Source organism: Bradyrhizobium sp. F1.13.3, from assembly GCF_040548265.1.
Taxonomy (GTDB): domain Bacteria; phylum Pseudomonadota; class Alphaproteobacteria; order Rhizobiales; family Xanthobacteraceae; genus Bradyrhizobium.
The window spans coordinates 130681-147101 of record NZ_JBEPRI010000014.1 but is presented as its reverse complement, the minus strand read 5'-3'; the positions used below and the strand labels follow the sequence as shown (position 1 = coordinate 147101).

The 16421-nt window shown below is 64.4% G+C and carries 18 protein-coding genes; 10 read left to right on the top strand and 8 right to left on the bottom strand.

Going from position 1 to position 16421, the window contains the following annotated elements; translation table 11 throughout:
* The first annotated feature begins 6 nt into the window (after nucleotides 1–6).
* The 5 genes from ABIB66_RS31465 (at nucleotide 7) to ABIB66_RS31445 (ending at nucleotide 4747) form a co-directional block, all read left to right on the top strand.
* Complete coding sequence (locus ABIB66_RS31465) at nucleotides 7–804, top strand: alpha/beta hydrolase (RefSeq protein ID WP_354204726.1); 798 nt, start codon at nucleotides 7–9, stop codon at nucleotides 802–804.
* Nucleotides 758–2239, top strand: a complete 1482-nt coding sequence (locus tag ABIB66_RS31460) for a sodium:proton antiporter (protein WP_354204728.1) — start codon at nucleotides 758–760, stop codon at nucleotides 2237–2239. Before ABIB66_RS31465 ends, ABIB66_RS31460 begins: the two co-directional genes overlap by 47 nt.
* Nucleotides 2240–2289: 50 nt before the next feature.
* Nucleotides 2290–3387 (top strand): calcium:cation antiporter, encoded by a 1098-nt coding sequence (locus ABIB66_RS31455; protein WP_275169582.1) that lies wholly within the window; start codon nucleotides 2290–2292, stop codon nucleotides 3385–3387.
* Between the two features lie 35 nt (nucleotides 3388–3422).
* Nucleotides 3423–3707: a cupin domain-containing protein gene (locus ABIB66_RS31450; protein ID WP_354204730.1), complete on the top strand. Its 285-nt coding sequence runs from the start codon at nucleotides 3423–3425 to the stop codon at nucleotides 3705–3707.
* A gap of 92 nt (nucleotides 3708–3799) precedes the next feature.
* Nucleotides 3800–4747 (top strand): prolipoprotein diacylglyceryl transferase, encoded by a 948-nt coding sequence (locus ABIB66_RS31445; protein ID WP_354204732.1) that lies wholly within the window; start codon nucleotides 3800–3802, stop codon nucleotides 4745–4747.
* Nucleotides 4748–4774: 27 nt separating this feature from the next.
* Here the strand turns inward: ABIB66_RS31445 and ABIB66_RS31440 are convergent, their stop codons facing one another.
* A complete protein-coding gene (locus ABIB66_RS31440; protein WP_354204734.1) occupies nucleotides 4775–5425 on the bottom strand; it encodes a tetratricopeptide repeat protein in 651 nt (216 codons plus the stop codon).
* A gap of 125 nt (nucleotides 5426–5550) precedes the next feature.
* Nucleotides 5551–5859, bottom strand: a complete 309-nt coding sequence (rpsU, locus tag ABIB66_RS31435; protein ID WP_007596265.1) for a 30S ribosomal protein S21 — start codon at nucleotides 5857–5859, stop codon at nucleotides 5551–5553.
* A 260-nt stretch (nucleotides 5860–6119) separates the two neighbouring features.
* On the opposite strand from rpsU, the gene aqpZ reads away from it, so the two are divergent.
* A complete protein-coding gene (gene aqpZ / locus ABIB66_RS31430; protein WP_354059752.1) occupies nucleotides 6120–6842 on the top strand; it encodes an aquaporin Z in 723 nt (240 codons plus the stop codon).
* 36 nt (nucleotides 6843–6878) lie between these two features.
* Here the strand turns inward: aqpZ and ABIB66_RS31425 are convergent, their stop codons facing one another.
* Nucleotides 6879–7985, bottom strand: coding sequence for a 5-(carboxyamino)imidazole ribonucleotide synthase (locus tag ABIB66_RS31425; protein WP_354204737.1), 1107 nt, complete (start codon nucleotides 7983–7985; stop codon nucleotides 6879–6881).
* A complete protein-coding gene (gene purE / locus ABIB66_RS31420) occupies nucleotides 7982–8470 on the bottom strand; it encodes a 5-(carboxyamino)imidazole ribonucleotide mutase (protein WP_354204739.1) in 489 nt (162 codons plus the stop codon). The genes ABIB66_RS31425 and purE overlap by 4 nt, the downstream gene beginning before the upstream one ends.
* A gap of 141 nt (nucleotides 8471–8611) precedes the next feature.
* On the opposite strand from purE, the gene ABIB66_RS31415 reads away from it, so the two are divergent.
* Nucleotides 8612–9385, top strand: a complete 774-nt coding sequence (locus tag ABIB66_RS31415; protein WP_354256897.1) for a GGDEF domain-containing protein — start codon at nucleotides 8612–8614, stop codon at nucleotides 9383–9385.
* Here ABIB66_RS31415 and ABIB66_RS31410 read toward each other — a convergent pair whose 3' ends face one another.
* The 3 genes from ABIB66_RS31410 to ABIB66_RS31400 all read right to left on the bottom strand — a co-directional run bounded on the left by ABIB66_RS31410 (nucleotide 9386) and on the right by ABIB66_RS31400 (nucleotide 10202).
* Nucleotides 9386–9637: a hypothetical protein gene (locus ABIB66_RS31410; RefSeq protein WP_354204743.1), complete on the bottom strand. Its 252-nt coding sequence runs from the start codon at nucleotides 9635–9637 to the stop codon at nucleotides 9386–9388. It lies immediately after the preceding gene.
* Nucleotides 9638–9660: 23 nt separating this feature from the next.
* Nucleotides 9661–9879, bottom strand: coding sequence for a hypothetical protein (locus ABIB66_RS31405; RefSeq protein WP_275169573.1), 219 nt, complete (start codon nucleotides 9877–9879; stop codon nucleotides 9661–9663).
* Between the two features lie 116 nt (nucleotides 9880–9995).
* A complete protein-coding gene (locus ABIB66_RS31400) occupies nucleotides 9996–10202 on the bottom strand; it encodes a YdcH family protein (RefSeq protein ID WP_027519980.1) in 207 nt (68 codons plus the stop codon).
* A 328-nt stretch (nucleotides 10203–10530) separates the two neighbouring features.
* Here ABIB66_RS31400 and ABIB66_RS31395 point away from each other — a divergent pair, with 328 nt between their 5' ends.
* Nucleotides 10531–10710, top strand: a complete 180-nt coding sequence (locus ABIB66_RS31395) for a YdcH family protein (RefSeq protein WP_007596254.1) — start codon at nucleotides 10531–10533, stop codon at nucleotides 10708–10710.
* 166 nt (nucleotides 10711–10876) lie between these two features.
* Here the strand turns inward: ABIB66_RS31395 and ABIB66_RS31390 are convergent, their stop codons facing one another.
* Nucleotides 10877–11980 carry an NAD(P)/FAD-dependent oxidoreductase gene (locus ABIB66_RS31390; protein WP_354256894.1) on the bottom strand — a complete coding sequence of 368 codons (1104 nt, stop codon included), beginning with the start codon at nucleotides 11978–11980 and terminating at the stop codon, nucleotides 10877–10879.
* A 202-nt stretch (nucleotides 11981–12182) separates the two neighbouring features.
* On the opposite strand from ABIB66_RS31390, the gene ABIB66_RS31385 reads away from it, so the two are divergent.
* A complete protein-coding gene (locus tag ABIB66_RS31385) occupies nucleotides 12183–14870 on the top strand; it encodes an EAL domain-containing protein (RefSeq protein ID WP_354204748.1) in 2688 nt (895 codons plus the stop codon).
* Between the two features lie 39 nt (nucleotides 14871–14909).
* Entirely contained in the window at nucleotides 14910–16370 is a 1461-nt protein-coding gene (locus ABIB66_RS31380; RefSeq protein ID WP_354059767.1) for a glycerol-3-phosphate dehydrogenase, read from the top strand.
* Nucleotides 16371–16421: the final 51 nt, after the last annotated feature.

Genomic DNA, 16421 nt, shown 5'->3' with positions numbered 1-16421 from the left:
GTCATCATGACCATCGTCAAGTGGATCGCCATCCTGCTCGTGACCGTCTATTTCGCCGGTCTCCTCGTGCTGTATGTCAGGCAGCGCGAGATGCTGTTTCCGATCCCGCCCGTCGGTCGCACCACGCCGGACGCCGCGGGCCTCCCTGAGGCCGAAGAGCACGTCCTGACCACCTCCGATGGCGAGAAGGTCATCGTCTGGCACGTGCCGGCGAGGCTTGGCCGGCCCGTGATCCTGTATTTTCCCGGCAATGGCGATTATCTCGCCGGTCGCATCAGCCGTTTCAAGGCCATGACGGCGGACGGCACCGGCCTCGTCGCGCTGTCCTATCGCGGCTATGCCGGCTCGAGCGGGGCGCCGAGCGAGACGGGCCTGCTGCGCGATGCCGCGGCCGCCTACGCCTTCACCACTGTGCGCTACGCGGCGGAACGAATCGCCGCCTGGGGCTTTTCGCTCGGGACCGGCGTGGCGGTCGCAATCGCCTCGGAGCATCGTATTGGAAAACTCATCCTGGAAGCTCCCTACACATCGACGGCCGACATTGCAGCTTCATCGTTCTGGTACGTTCCGGTGCGCCTGCTGATGCGCGATCCATTTCATTCCGACGAGCGTATCCCGCGCGTCACTGTGCCGCTATTGGTGATGCATGGCACCAATGACCTTGCCATTTCGATCGTGTTCGGAGAGCGTCTGTTCGCGCTCGCGCACGAACCGAAGCAGTTCGTTCGCTTTGCAGGCGGGGGACACGACAATCTCGATGCGTTCGGTGCGATCGAAACGGCGAGGCGCTTCATTGCTTTCTAGACGGCTTGTCGTTCGGCGCGAGAGCGGGTTCATCGCCGCGATCCTCGTCGTGTTGTTGCCACAGCACGCATGGGCTGCGACCGGGCTCGACGGCGCGGCGATGGGCTGGCCCTATGCGCTGCCCTTTGCCGGCCTCCTGCTGTCGATCGCGCTCGGGCCGCTGCTGTTTGCAAAAATCTGGCACCATCATTACGGCAAGATCGCCGCGGCCTGGTCGCTGCTGGCACTCGCTTCGCTTGTCATGCTTGCCGGGAGCATGGCGACGCTGGCTGCGCTCGTTCACGCCATGCTCGCCGAATATCTCGGCTTCATCGTGCTGCTGTTCTCGCTCTATGTCGTGGCGGGGGGCATTCTCGTGACGGGCGACATCAAGGCGACCCCGGCGGCCAACGCCGGCATCCTCGCGCTCGGTACGGCGATGGCGAGCGTCGTCGGCACCACCGGGGCGGCCATGATCCTGATCCGCCCTCTGATCCGCGCCAACCGGCCGCGGCGCTACAACGCCCATGTCGTCATCTTCTTCATCATCCTGGTCGCCAATGTCGGCGGCGCGCTGAGCCCGCTCGGCGATCCCCCGCTGTTCGTCGGTTTCCTGCATGGCGTCGACTTCTTCTGGACCACGCGGACCATCTGGCTGCAGACGGCGATCGTTGCCGGACTGCTGCTCGCGATCTTCGTCGTCATCGACGTCTGGCGCTTCCGTAGCGAACCCTTGCTCGGCGCCGCCGGCGCCGCGAAGCCGGTCCGCATCCGCGGCCTCGTCAACCTGGTGCTGATCGCAGCCATCGTCGCGAGCCTGCTGGCCTCGGCGATGTGGAAGTCCGGCATCGCCTTCGACATTCTCGGAACCAGGCTGGAGCTGGAAGACATTGCCCGCAACGCGGCGCTGCTGGCGATAGCGGCCCTGTCGGTGTGGTTGACGCCGGACGAGCACAGGCAGGCCAACGGCTTCACCTGGGAGCCGATCCGCGAAGTCGCAAAGCTGTTCGCCGGCATTTTTATCGCGATCATCCCGGTCATTGCCATGCTCGATGCCGGCCATCACGGCGCGTTCGCCTGGCTGTTGTCGGCTGTGACCGGGCCGGACGGCGCGCCGCGCGAGGTTGCCTATTTCTGGTTCACCGGCCTGATGTCGGCGTTCCTCGACAATGCGCCGACCTATCTGTTGTTCTTCGAGCTCGCCGGCGGCGACCCGCAGGTGCTGATGCACGAGCTTTCGGGCACGCTCGCCTCCATCTCCATGGGAGCAGTCTACATGGGCGCGCTCACCTATATCGGCAATGCGCCGAACTTCATGGTGAGCAGCATTGCGAGCGAGAACGGCATCGAGATGCCGAGCTTCTTCGGTTATTTCGTGCGTGCCAGCGCGGTGCTGATCCCGCTATTCTTGCTGCTGACGCTACTACCGTTCGCGCCGATCCTGCGCTGGCATTGAATCTGCCGCCCGATTTGCTACTGCTCGGCTGAGACGATTGGAGCCGATGGATGAGCGCGCATAATCCGATGCCTCGGTCGGCCTGGATCTTTCCGGCGCTGGCCGTGCTGCTGTTCGTGGCCGTCAGCGCGACGGACTATGTGTTCACGCTGTCGTTCGGCGGGCTCGTCTTCGCCCTCCTGCTCCTCGTCATCCTGTTCGGCACGGTGTTTGCCGCGGTCCATCATGCCGAAATGATCGCCGAGCGGGTCGGCGAACCCTACGGCACGCTGGTGCTGACGCTCGCGGTGACCATCATCGAGGTGGCGCTGATCACCACGATCATGCTGGGCGACAAGCCTGCCCCGGAACTTGCGCGCGACACCGTGTTCGCCGTTGTCATGATCGTCTGCAATGGCCTCGTCGGGCTCTGCATCTTCATCGGCGGCCTGCGGTATCGCGAGCAGGGCTTTCAGCTCTCCGGCGCCAACGTCTATCTCAGCGTGCTGTTCGCGCTCGCGACCATCACTCTGATCATGCCGAACTACACGACGACCACGCCGGGCCCGGTTTATTCGGCGGTTCAACTCGGCTTCGTCGACGTGGTCACGCTCGCGCTGTATGGGGTGTTTCTCTACACCCAGACCGTGCTGCACAAGGATTACTTCGTTCACGAGCGGGCGGATGGCGGCAGCGGCGAGGGGCATCGGTCGGGCCGGACCATGGTGCTCAGCGTCGTGCTGCTGCTGATTGCGCTGCTGGCGGTCGTGCTGCTGTCCAAGAAATTCTCGCTGGTCGTCGATGCCGTTGGGGCCAGGATCGGTGCGCCGCCTGCCTTTGCCGGACTTCTGGTCGCGCTCCTGATCCTGCTGCCGGAAGGCGTCGCGGCCGTGTCGGCCGCCCGCAAGAACGACCTCCAGAAGAGCATCAATCTCGCGCTCGGCTCGTCGCTCGCCACCATCGGGCTGACCATCCCGGCCGTCGGTGTCGCAACCTATGCGCTCGACAAGGAGCTCACGCTCGGCCTCAGCGACCAGGGCAGCGTGCTTTTGCTCCTGACCTTCTTTTTGAGCATGCTGACCTTCGGTACGGGCAGGACCAATGTCCTGTTCGGGCTGGTCCATATGGTGGTATTTGCCGTCTACGTGTTCATGGTTTTCGTGCCCTGAACCGGTTTTCCGGACGTGCCCCCAGGAGAGTTCCGATGCTTGCCGCCAAGTCCGAAGTTCAGGTCGACAATGAGCAGGTTCGGGTGACCGAGTGGCGGCTCGCGCCAAACAGCGCCACCGGGCATCACACCCACGGCATGGACTACGTCATTGTTCCCGTGGTCGCAGGGGAAATGACCATCGTGGCACCCAGTGGCGAGCGGTCCAAGGCACAGCTCGCGGCCGGAAAATCCTATTTTCGCAAGGCCGGCGTCAAGCACGACGTGCTTAACGAAACCGCAACCGAGATCGTGTTCCTTGAGGTCGAGCTGAAGCCGTAATTCCGGCGTACCCCTTTGCCATTGATCCGTCGCAGTTGATCCCTCACTATGCCTCAAAGTTCCCGCATCAGATCGCGCGGGGAGTGGCCGGAATGCTGAAATACATCGCTAAAATCTCGATGGACATCTTCCCCTCGGTGCTCGCAACGATCATCGGGGCATACATCGTTAATCATTACATCAACGCCAAGCCGGCGGCGGATGCACCCGCGGCCGTGATGGCGCCCGCCGAGGCTGGCAAGAACGGCAAGCCCGCCGATCTGGCAAACCTGCCCGCGCCAGGCGTCAAGGCCAAGGGCATTTCCGAGAAGAAGGTGGCGGACAAGCCGGCGGCCGAGAAGGCTGCCGATCAGCCCACCGCGGAGTCGAAGACTTCTACGGCGGACGTGGCGCCGGCCGAGGCCACCCCGCGCGGCAAGCCGTCCGCGCGCGACAAGGCAGTCGCCAAGTCCACCCCGGCCGTCAGTGCACCCGCTCCCGCCACCCCGGTGGTGGAGGCTAATTCGGCGCCGGCTGCTGCCGCGCCGGCCGCCACCCCCGACGCCAATGATCTCGTGCGCGCCGCGATCGAGCGCCTGCGTAAGTCGCCTGAGGGCAAAGCGGTTGAGGCCAAGTCGATTGAAGCCAAGTCGGTTGAGACCAAGTCTTCGGAGGCCAAGCCGCCCGAGAAGACTCAGGAGCCTGCGGTGCGCGAAGCCGCCCGCACTCCGGAGGCCCCGCGTATCATCCCTCTGGATCCGTCAACGGTGCGTCCGTTGCCGCCGCCGATCACGGTCTCGACGCCCGCAGCCGAGGCCTATGGTAATGGCGGCTCGTCGCAGGCGAGCCCGCCCTACACGGCCTCGGTCGGCAACGAGAACCCGAGTCGGCTGACGCCTCCGGCTGATATTCCGGTCCCGATGATTGCGCCCCCGCTCGATCTACGCGCCGATGCCGGCGGGTCCATGCCGCGGCCGAAGACCAATGTCGCCGAAGACATGCTGTCGGGCGTCAAGTCCATGTTCCACTCCGTTCTGCCGAAGAGCGTCACCCCGGATTAAGACGGCGCCTGCGCTGCGCCAGGATCGTCAGCCGCCGACGCGGGCAAGGCCGCTGCGGGCGGCGTCGTCGCGTGGACGAAGCGAGACCGCCTTGGTGTAGGACGCCGCCGCCTTGGTCCTGTCGCCCAGCCGTTCATAGGCTTGCCCGCGTATGGTCCAGACCTGGGCATTGTGGGGATCGGCCTCGGAAGCCTCATCCAGATCCGCCGCGGCCTCCTTGACCTTGCTGAGGGCGAGATAGCTGATGGCGCGGCCGAGCAGCGGCTCGACCTTCTGCGGGTTGAGTCCGCTTGCGGCGCTGAAATCGGCGATGGCGAAGTCGTGCTGGTTCTTGCCCTGATAGATCAGGGCGCGGCCATAGAGCGCCTGCGCATTGTAGGGATCGAGTCCGACCGCGTGATTGAATTCATCGAGCGCAGCAGCTGCGTCGCCGGACTTTGCCAGGGCCTGGGCCTTTGCCGTATGGGCCTGGGCTTCGCTGACATTGCTGGCGCTGACCACGTTCTCGGCGGTCGTAGCCGCCTTGGGTGCCTCCTGCGGCTTGTCCTTCTCCGGCGTCAGCGACCCCAGGTCGAAGGAGCAGCCGCACAGCGAGATTCCCATCAAAGCCAGCGCAAACGGCTGCAGCAGGATCTGGCGTAACCGCGCCAAGCCGCGCTTGGGGAAAGGGGAGGCCATCTACGGTTCGCTCGCGCCAGTGCCGCATCGGTAGTGCCCCATCCCAGGAAGGCACCGCTCACAAAACAATAACGCGGGCCAGGGGCCCGCGTCATCGAAAACTGATGTGTCTCAAGTCCGGTAAATCAGCGCGGTCCGCGCGGACCGGCACTTGCACCGGCACCCGGGCCGCCGCGACCGCCACGATCACCGCCGGGGCCAGCGCCGAAAACCGGCTTCGGCTTCATCGGCAGCAGGCCTTCGCGCTGCAGCTTCTTGCGGGCCAGCTTGCGTGCGCGACGCACGGCTTCGGCCTTTTCGCGGGCCTTCTTCTCGGAGGGCTTTTCGTAGTGACCGCGGAGCTTCATCTCGCGGAAAATACCCTCGCGCTGCATCTTCTTCTTCAGCGCCTTGAGAGCTTGATCGACATTGTTATCGCGAACGAGAACCTGCACGCGGCATCCTCTTCAGTGGATCGGATTTGAATTCTGGTAAGTCAAAGGGGATGGCGAAACGCACAAGCCCTTAACCTTGAGGGCGCGGATGTATCAGACAAAACCTGGGATGTCCACCGGCCAAGCGGGTTTTCGGGCCAAGTTCAGCCATTAAATGAGGCGAAATACCTCTGTGCGGCCCTGATTTGGGAGATTTGACGCCAAGGGTGGGGCCGTTTTCGGAGCTTTGTTCCGGAATCTTTGAAAGCAGGGGACGACACATGGATATGAAGAAATACGCAGCCGAAGCTATCGGCACCTTTTGGCTCACATTCGCAGGTTGCGGAAGTGCGGTGATCGCAGCCGGCTTTCCGCAGGTTGGCATCGGTCTGGTCGGTGTCTCCCTGGCATTCGGGCTGAGCGTGGTCACCATGGCCTATGCGATCGGCCACATCTCAGGCTGCCATCTCAATCCGGCCGTCACCGTCGGTCTCGCCGCCGGCGGGCGCTTTCCGGCCGGGCAGATTCTACCTTATGTGATCGCACAGGTGGCCGGCGCGATCGTGGCCGCGTGGCTGCTCTACGTCATCGCAAGCGGAGCTCCCGGCTTCGACGTCAGCAAGGGCTTCGCGTCCAACGGCTACGACGCCCATTCTCCCGGCCAGTACAGCATGATGGTATGCTTCCTCACCGAGGTGGTGATGACCATGATGTTCCTGTTCATCATCATGGGCGCCACTCACGGCCGCGCGCCGGCGGGCTTTGCACCGCTGGCGATCGGGCTCGCGCTGGTGATGATCCATCTCGTCAGCATCCCCGTCACCAACACCTCGGTGAACCCGGCGCGCAGCACGGGTCCCGCGCTGTTCGTCGGCGGCTGGGCGCTGTCGCAGCTCTGGCTGTTCTGGGTCGCGCCTCTGATCGGCGGCGCGCTGGGCGGGGTGATCTATCGCTGGCTCAGCGACGAACCCTCTGGCGTCGTCGCGGGCGCGAAGACGGCGTAGCTGCAAAGCGGGATCGCGGCATGTGCCGCGGTCCCGTTACTTGCCAGTCGTGGGTCGCACTTCAGTGACGTGGCCCATCTTGCGGCCGGGACGCGGCGCGCCCTTGCCGTAGATGTGCACGGTCGCGCCCGGCACGCTCAGCCACTTGTCATAGTCGTTGATCTCGTCGCCGATCAGATTGGTCATGGTGACGACTTCGCCGTGGCGCACGGGCTTGCCGAGAGGCCAGCCGGCAATGGCGCGGATGTGCTGCTCGAACTGCGAGACGGACGCACCGTCGAGCGTCCAGTGTCCGGAATTGTGCACGCGCGGAGCGATCTCATTGACCAGCACCTTGGGTCCGGTGCCGTTGGCGAGCACGAACATCTCGACGGCAAGCACGCCGACATAATCGAGCGCGCCCGCGATCTTGCCGGCAATGCTCCGCGCTTCCTCGGCGAGCTCGTCCTGGATCCGGGCGGGCGCACGGGAGATCTTCAGGATGTGATCTCGGTGCTCGTTTTCGGTGACGTCAAAACACTCGACCTGGCCTGTGGCCGAGCGGGCGGCGATGACGGAAATCTCACGTTCGTAGGGCACGAAGGCTTCCAGGATCGCCGATTTGGTGGCGAGACTGGTCCACACTTTCGCAATGTCGTCGCCCTCGCGGATGATGGCTTGGCCCTTGCCGTCATAGCCGAAGCGGCGGGTCTTCAGCACCGCCGGAAGGCCGATCCTGGCGATCGCCTCGCGCAACGACGGGACCGAGGTGACGTCGGCATAGGCTGCGGTGCCGATGCCCAGCCGCGTCACGAAATCCTTCTCGGCGAGCCGGTCCTGGGTGGTCTCGAGGATCTTGCGGTTGGGCAGCACCGGGCGGCGAGCATCCAGCACCATCGCGGCCGCGGACGGCACGTTCTCGAATTCGTAGGTGATGACGTCCACGTCGTTGGCGAACAGCTCGAGCGCTTCGACATCGGCATATTCGGCGCAGGTCGCATTCAGGACGACGTCGAAGGCCGGTGAGTCCGGATCGGGCGAGAACACTTGGCAGCGCAGGCCGAGCCGGGCCGCCGCCATCGCCAGCATCCGCCCTAATTGTCCGCCGCCGAGGATGCCAATGGTGTCGCCGGGTTTCAGCTTCAACTGCTTTGCGTCAGTCACGCCTTGTCCTCCGGGCGCTCGGCAACGGCCTCGGTCTGCGCCTTGCGCCAGGCGGCGAGGCGGTCGGACAAGGCCGGGTCGGACAAGGCCAGCACGGCTGCCGCCAGCAGCGCCGCATTGATGGCGCCGGCCTTGCCGATGGCGAGGGTGCCAACCGGGATGCCTGCGGGCATCTGGACAATCGAATAGAGCGAATCGATGCCCTTGAGCGTCCGGGATTCGATGGGAACGCCGAACACGGGCAGTTCCGTGAGCGCCGCCGCCATGCCGGGCAGATGGGCTGCGCCACCCGCGCCGGCGATGATGACCTTGTAACCAGCCGTCTTGGCGCCCTTGGCGAACGCAAACAGCCGGTCGGGGGTGCGGTGTGCCGAAACGATGCGGGTGTCGGTGACAACGCCGAGCGCTGCAAGCGTGTCGGCGGTATGCCGCATCGTGTCCCAGTCCGACTGGCTTCCCATGATGATGGCGATTGGCGCGGTCATGACGTCAATTGTGCTCGAAAAACAGGAAGATAGGCCAGATTAGCGGTTCCGGCCGGTGGCTCGCAAGGCGGTGGCAAGGAGAAGGGAATGCACTATCCTGTCTTGGTGAATCCCCGCAAGCCTTCATTGAGCAGGATGCCCATGAAGAAACCGAAAAGGGCGAGCGCTGCGAAGGCCAAAAAGGGCCCGAAAATCGGCGCCGGTCGCTCCAAAGTTGCTCTCAAGCGTCAGGGCAAGAGTCCGGCCAAGAGTCCCGCCAAGAGTCCAGCGCGGCGTCCGAGCAGGCCGCCGCGGCGCGAAGCGTCTGCCGATGACGGCGCCAAGGCGACCATCAAGCCGGCCATCAACGCGACCATCCGTGACCTCCGGAGCAAGCTCAAGGGGGCGCTGCGGCGGGTCGCGGAGCTGGAGGCGGCCGCCGACACCGACTTCCTGCTCGAAATTCCGAACCGGCGCGGCTTCGAACGCGAGCTCGCACGCGCCGTCGCCTACATGAAGCGCTACAGCGCCAGCGGCGCCCTTATCGTGCTCGACGTCGATCGGCTGAAGCCGATCAACGATTCCTTCGGCCATGCGGCCGGCGACGAGGTGCTGAAGGCGATTGCCACCACGCTGACGCGGCAGATCCGCGCCTCGGATGTGGTCGGCCGGCTCGGCGGCGACGAGTTCGCGCTGCTGCTCTGGAACCTCAGCGAGACCGACGCCAGGGCGAAGGCCGCGGCCTTCGAGCAGGCCATCGACGAATTGTCCTTTGTCTTTCGCGGCCAGCACGTGAGCGCGGGCGCCTCCGCCGGGGTCGCCCTGCTCGGAGTGCAGTCCGACGCCGCGCGCGCCCTGGAGGAGGCCGATGCTGCCATGTATGTGCGCAAGGCCCATCGGCGACACGAGCCGCGCATCAGGCTCGTCAGCAGCTAATTACAGCGTGCCGAGGTCTTTCGGTACGTTGCCGAAGCTGCGGAGCAGTTTGGCGTCACCGAATTCGCCGGTCATGGGATCGCCGCTGCGGCTGAACGCGACCGCGCCGGTGTGGCCGGCGCCGTGCGACATAATCTCGGCGCGCCGTAACGCGGCCGCCACGCTCTGGCATTCCTCGGCCGCACCTGCGACCGGCGATCCGTCCTCGTCGGTGAGGAAGGGTAATGCAACGTAGTAGGTGACATCGGACATGGTCGGCTCCGATAGTTGACAGCTCAGGCGGCGCTGCTCTTGCTCCGCATCTTGCTGCGCGAGGTCTCCGGAATGCAGCCGGCGGAAATCGCCGCCTGCAATTCCTCCAGCTCGGCCTCCAGATATTCGTTGGCCATGATTAGCGCCTTGATGGTGCTGCGCAGATTGCCGTCGCACATCGCGATCGCCTGATCGCAGGCCTGTTCATAATGGCTGTTGTCGAGAAGGACGGTTGCCGACATCTGCGTTTTCCTTGGACGGTTTTCCGGGGCGTTGGTGCTCAAATGTTCTTATTTTGTTCCTTTCGAGTCAAGCGGATTCAGGTGCGGCGGGGCCGCCCTAAAGTTCTACCTGTGGATCAGGCGATGATGTCGGGCGTGATCTGGTCTTCGATGAACGCGATACGGTCACGCAACAACAGTTTGCGTTTCTTCAACCGCTGTAACCGCAACAGGTCGGGGGCGGGCGATTGATGCAGTGCATCGATCGCCGCATCGAGATCTCGGTGTTCCTGGTGCAACCGGGCGAGCTCGGATTCGAGTTCGCGCGCATCTTCATTGGTCATGTCTGCGGTGGCCGAAAAACCGATAGGCGTGAGATTAAGGCTGTGGATGCCCTGTGGAAACTATCGTCCTTGCGCGCCGTGATCGCAAGCGATCTCGGGCTGTCCCGCGTCGATCTCCCGCGAGATATTTCTGCGGTCGCTCCCGAGTTGCGCAAGCGCATTGATATCACGGATTTATCCCGCGTGGTTCCCTTACTCACGCTTCGTTACATATGAATTTTCAAAAATGACAGTGCGACGACGGATACCCCATCGACAGAACGAATCGGTGATGTACACTTCGTTGTCCGGTCGAATCCAAGGTTCCCCCCTACCGAGGAGGTTTCGAATGACAATTCAGGCACATCTGGTTGAATTGGAACGGAAGCATAAAACTCTCGAAAACGAATTGCACGAAGCTCTCGTGCACCTTTCAACAGACGACCTGCAAATTGTTGAGTTGAAGCGCCGGAAGTTGATGGTCAAGGACCAGATCGAGCGTCTCAGGCACGGCGACACGCTCCACTAGTAACCCCTGCAACAGCGTAGAGTTGAACGTACCCTTTCTGGCAGGGATGGGAGCCTTTGCGCTCATCCCTGCTGCGAGGTGCATCGTGCAAGGATTTGCGCGGCTCTAGATTCGTGTCTGGGCGCGGTTCTTCACGCGCAACCGCAATCCACTTCGCTTTAGAACACTAGATGTTTGCGAGCTCGGCGACGTGATCCGCGATCGCGAGCGATGACGTCAATCCCGGCGACTCGATGCCGAACAGATTGATCAGGCCTTCGACGCCGTGATCGCGCGGACCTTGCATCAAGAAATCCTGCGTGGCCACCGCCGGCGGCACGATCTTCGGACGGATGCCCGAATAGCTCGGCATGAGCGCGCCGTCAGGCAGCGTCGGCCAGTATTTGCGGATGGCCGGGTAGAAGCGTTCGGCGCGCGACGGATCGACCTCATAGTCGATCGTTTCGATCCACTCGACGTCGGGGCCGAAACGTGCCTGCCCTGCCATGTCCAGCGTCAGATGCACCCCTAGGCCACCGGGCTCTGGCACCGGATAGATCAGGTGCGAGAACGGCGCCCTGGCATTGCAGCTGAAGTAGTTTCCCTTGGCGAGGTAGGCCGTCGGAATCCGTTCCAGCGGCATGCCCTCGATGTTGCGCGCCACCGCGGTCGCCGAGAGCCCGGCGGCGTTGACGAGGAGGCTGCATTGCAGCGTCATCGGCGCTTCGCCGCCCGCCTCGATCTCGATCACGCCGGCGGTTGCCTTGGCACGGATCAGCGGGGTGTGAAACGCGAAGGCCGCGCCCGCGTCCTCGGCTTCGCCGCGCAGCGAGAGCATGTAGGCGTGGCTGTCGATGATGCCGGTCGACGGCGACAGCAGCGCGGCGTCGCAGGCGAGCGCCGGCTCCAGCGCAGATGCCGCATCGCCCGCGAGCAGCTGCATGTCGAGCACGCCGTTGGCCTCGGCATGCGCCTTGATCGATTGCAGCTTCTCGGTCTCTTTCGGATTGGTCGCGACGATCAGCTTGCCGCAATTCCTGTGCGGGATGCCGCGCTCGGAACAGTAACGGTAGAGCGCGTGCTTGCCGTCGACGCACATGCGCGCCATCCAGCTTCCGGCGCGGTAGTAGATGCCGGCATGAATCACCTCGCTGTTGCGCGAGGAGGTGATGGTGCCGATGGCATCGGCTTCCTCGAGCACGATCACCTCGCGCCCGGCCTGCGCCAGCTTTCGAGCCACCGCGAGCCCGATCACGCCGGCTCCGATGACAACGCAGTCGACCCTATCCATGGTTGTGCAGGACGTCCGTTCGAAGCGACGATGGCCTCACGCCTGGGGACGGCGGCGCGGGGGCGTTTTCCGTTAAGGAAGCATTTATCATGTCAGGGCAATTGCCGTATTTGATGCCACATTTTTCCGTTGCGCGTACAGGCGTTTACCCGATCCAAACCCGCGAGGCCAGACAATCCGACGTTGAAATCGCGGGTGGCTGATGGCTGAGAAGAACTGGCACGCGGGCAGCGCGCTTCCGATTGCGGTGCAGGCCGTCGTGTGCCTGGTCGCAGCGGTGGCGCCTGCGCGCGCCTTTGCCCTCTCCGACAGCTTCACTCCTCCGAGCTATCTCGGCCACCTCGATCCCGACGTGATCTGGGAAGCCCTGATCGCCGGCGTCGTGATCTGCTCGTTCCTCGTCGCGGTCGCGCTGTGGATCCATTCCTCGCTGCGCCGGACCAGGCGCCTGCAGCTGCGGCGCAATGCCTTCGTCTCATCCGCGATGAACAACCTTAACCAGGGCGTGGTGATGACGGATGCGCAACGGCGCATCATCTTCTGCAACGACCGCTATCTCGATATCTACGGCCTGATGCGGTCGGACATCTGGGCCGGAATGACCGGCCATGACATCCTTGAGCTGCGACGCAAGCGCGGAGTGCTCGGCGGCGCCTCCGACGAGGAGTTTTACGAGGAAGCGGCAAGCACCAACGGCCTGATCACCGAACTGCCGGACGGCCGGGCCATCCTGGTGAAGTATTTCGTGCTGCCCAATGGCGGCTCGGTGGCGACGCATCTGGACGTCAGCGAGCAGCGCAGGCTGTCTCGGCAACTCGCCTCCACCAAGCAGTTCCTGGAAACATTGCTGGACCACGTGCCGGCCTGCGTGGCCGCGAAGAACATCGATGATGGTCGCTACATCTTCGCCAATAGCGCCTATGAGCGCTTCTGGGGATTTTCGCGGGACCAGGTTGTCGGCAAGAACGCGCGCGAGCTGTTCGGGCCAAATTCGGCGGCCACCATCGAGGCGACCGATCGGGCGGCGCTCATCGCGCCCGCCGGCCAGTACCGCAACGAATTCGAGGTCGAGCGCGGCGCGACCCAGCGCATGGTAGCCTCGATCCGGATCGTGGTTCGCAACGAGAGCAACAAGCCTGAATTTCTGCTGGTGGTGTTCGAGGACATTACCGACCGCCGCTCGCTGTCGCAGGAGCTGGAGAGCACGAAGAAGTTCTTGGAGCTCGTGGTCGACAACATCCCGGTGGCCCTGATCGTCGAGCAGGTCAAGGACGGTCGCTATCTGCTCGCCAACCGCAGCGCGGAGACGATCCTCAACCGCAGGCGCGAGGAAGCCACGGGCCTGACCGCGTCCGACATCTTCAATCCCAAGGAAGCCAAGCTGATCATCGCGCGCGACGAAGCCGCGATCAAGAAGCGCGGGATGATCACCGAAGAGCACCCGATTTCCACCAAGGACGGGCTGCGGCTGTTCCTCACCCGCCGTGCCACCGTGCTGAGCGACACCGGCGAGCCGCAATATCTGATCAAGACCCACGAGGACGTCACCGATCGCCGGCAGACCGAGTCGCGCATGGCGCACATGGCCTATCACGACGGCCTCACAGATTTGCCGAACCGTGCCGCTTTCCTGCAGGCTTTGACCCAGATGATCGAGGCCTGCGAGGGCACCGGCGAAGAGTTCGCGGTTCTGTGTGTCGATCTCGACGGCCTCAAGGAGGTCAACGACGTCTTCGGTCATGCGCACGGCGACAAGCTCCTGGTCGAGGTGGCCCAGCGGCTCCAAGATTCCGCGCGCGGCGGCGTGGTGGCGCGCCTGTCCGGCGACGAGTTCGGCCTGATCATCGACGGCAAGCAGCCGGAGGCAGGTCTCGCGCTGGCGCAGCAGATCGGTAAAGCCATCGCCGAGGAATTCCAGATCGACGGCCGCCCGGTCCGCGCCGGTGTCACCACCGGCATGTCGATCTTCCCGCACAACGGCGCCGACGCCGCCTCGCTGCTCGCCAATGCCGGCGCGGCGCTGTTCCGCGCCAAGCAGAAATCGCGCGGCACGATCAGCCTGTTCCAGCCGGAGATGGACCAGCAGATTCGCGATCGCCGCGTACTGCACCAGGACCTCTCGATGGCGATCAAGAACGGCGAGCTCTCGCTCGCCTTCCAGCCGCAGGGAGCCGCGGGCCACAGCGTTGCGGAGAGCGAGATCATCGGCTTCGAGGCGCTGGCGCGCTGGCAACATCCGGTGCGCGGCCAGGTCTCCCCGGTCGAATTCATTCCGATCGCGGAGGAAAGCGGCCTGATCGTCGAGATGGGCGAGTGGATCCTGCGCGAGGCCTGCCGCGAGGCAGCGTCCTGGCCGACGCCGCTTCAGATCGCGGTCAACCTGTCGCCGGCGCAGTTCATGCACGGCGACGTGGTCGGGCTCGTCCATTCCATCCTGATCGAGACGGGTCTCGCACCCGGCCGACTGGAACTCGAGATCACCGAGGGCGTGCTGATCGAGGACTTTGATCGTGGTCTTGCGCTGTTGCGCCGGCTCAAGGCGCTCGGCGTGCGCATTTCCATGGACGATTTCGGCAGCGGTTATTCCTCGCTGAGCTATCTCCAGGCGTTCCCGTTCGACAAGATCAAGATCGACCGCGCCTTCATCATCAATCTCGGCCGCAACCCGCAATCGGCGGCGATCGTACGCGCGGTGATCGATCTCGGCCATGGCCTGGACATGTCGATCGTTGCCGAGGGCGTCGAGACGCTCGAACAACTCGCCTTCCTCGCCGCGGAAGGATGTGACGGCGTGCAGGGCTATCTGCTCGGCAAGCCCTTGCCGATCGGGAAATATGCCGGCCTCGTCGGCCGCGCCGAAGTCATGGAGCTCGCGCTCAAGACCGGCTAGTGAGGGTGGGCGCTTCTTTCGCTCTCATTCGACGGCCTCATGGCGGATTACGACCTTGCGATCATCGGCGGCGGCCTGAACGGTGTCAGCCTCGCGCGCGATGCTGCCGGCCGCGGCCTGCGGGTCATCCTGTTGGAGCAGGGCGATCTGGGCGGCGCAGCGTCCTCGGCAACACCGCGGCTGATCCATGGCGATCTCTCGGTCCTGGAACGGCGCGGCTTCCGACGGGTGCGCCGGGCGCTCGCCGAACGGCGGACCTGGCTTCGGATCGCGCCGCATCTGGTTCGGCCGATGCGATTCGTGATCCCGGCGCATTCCGACGAGCGCCCACCATGGCTGCTGCGCGTTGGCCTGTTCCTCTACGACAGCCTCACCAGCCGGAGCGGCCTGCCTGCAACGGCGGTCCTCGACATCACGCATCATCCGGTCGGCAACGCGCTGAAGCGACCGTTCGGCACGGCCTTCGAATATTCGGACTGCGTCGTCGACGATTCCCGACTGGTCGCGCTCACGGCACTGGATGCGGCCGAGCGCGGCGCCGTGATTCGGACTGGAGCGCGCTGTGTGCGCGCCGACCGAACCGACACATGGCGGCTCGCGGTGGTCGACCGCGGCCATCGCCGCACGATAACGGCCCGGGCACTGGCCAATGCCACCGGCGGCTGGACATCGATGGTCGCCGAGACCGTGCTGCGGCAGCCGCAACCCGCCATGGCGGCGATGCAGATGAGCCAGATCATCGTCCCGCGGTTGTTCGATTCCGATAACGTCTACGTTTTCCAGAACAGCGATGGCCGGTTGATCTTCGCGAGCCCTGTCGAACGCGATTTCACGCTGATCGGCACAGTCACGCACGATTTCACCGGCGATCCCGCGATCGTCGCGATGCCGGGGGCCGACATCGGCTACCTCTGCGAAGCGGCCAGTCGCTATTTCCGCGAGCGTGTCGCCCCGACCGACGTGGTGCGCGCGGTCTCCGGCGTCAACCTGACGCTTGCGTCCGCGCGCCGACGTGACGGCACGACGCTGTTCCACGCGCGGCGGCGCAAGGCGCCGCTGATCACGATGTTCGGCGGTGACGTCACCACCTCGCGCCTGCGGGCGGAGCGCGCGGTGGCGAAGTTGACGCCGTTCTATCCGATGTCGCCGCCCTGGACGGCTGGCGCTGCGCTGCCGGGCGGAGATTTTGCCTGGGATCGTTTCGACACCGAGGTCGATCTTGCGCGCGACCGCTGGCGCTTTTTGTCGGAGACGCAGGCCCAACGCCTCGTCGCGGCCTATGGCTCGCGGTTATCGGCTGTGCTTGCCGAGGCGAAGACCCGCGACGATCTCGGCCCCGCCTTCGGTCCCGAGTTGACCGGCGCGGAGGTGCGCTATCTCGTGACCCACGAATGGGCGCGTTTTCCCGAGGACATCCTGTGGCGCCGCTCCAAGCTCGGCCTGACGATGTCGGCGGAGGGATGCGATGCGCTGGCTGCGTTCATGGCGAATCCGATGTGAACGAACCGCCTCTAACCGGTTGAGTGAGGAACGATCGGCCGCTAGCGTGCG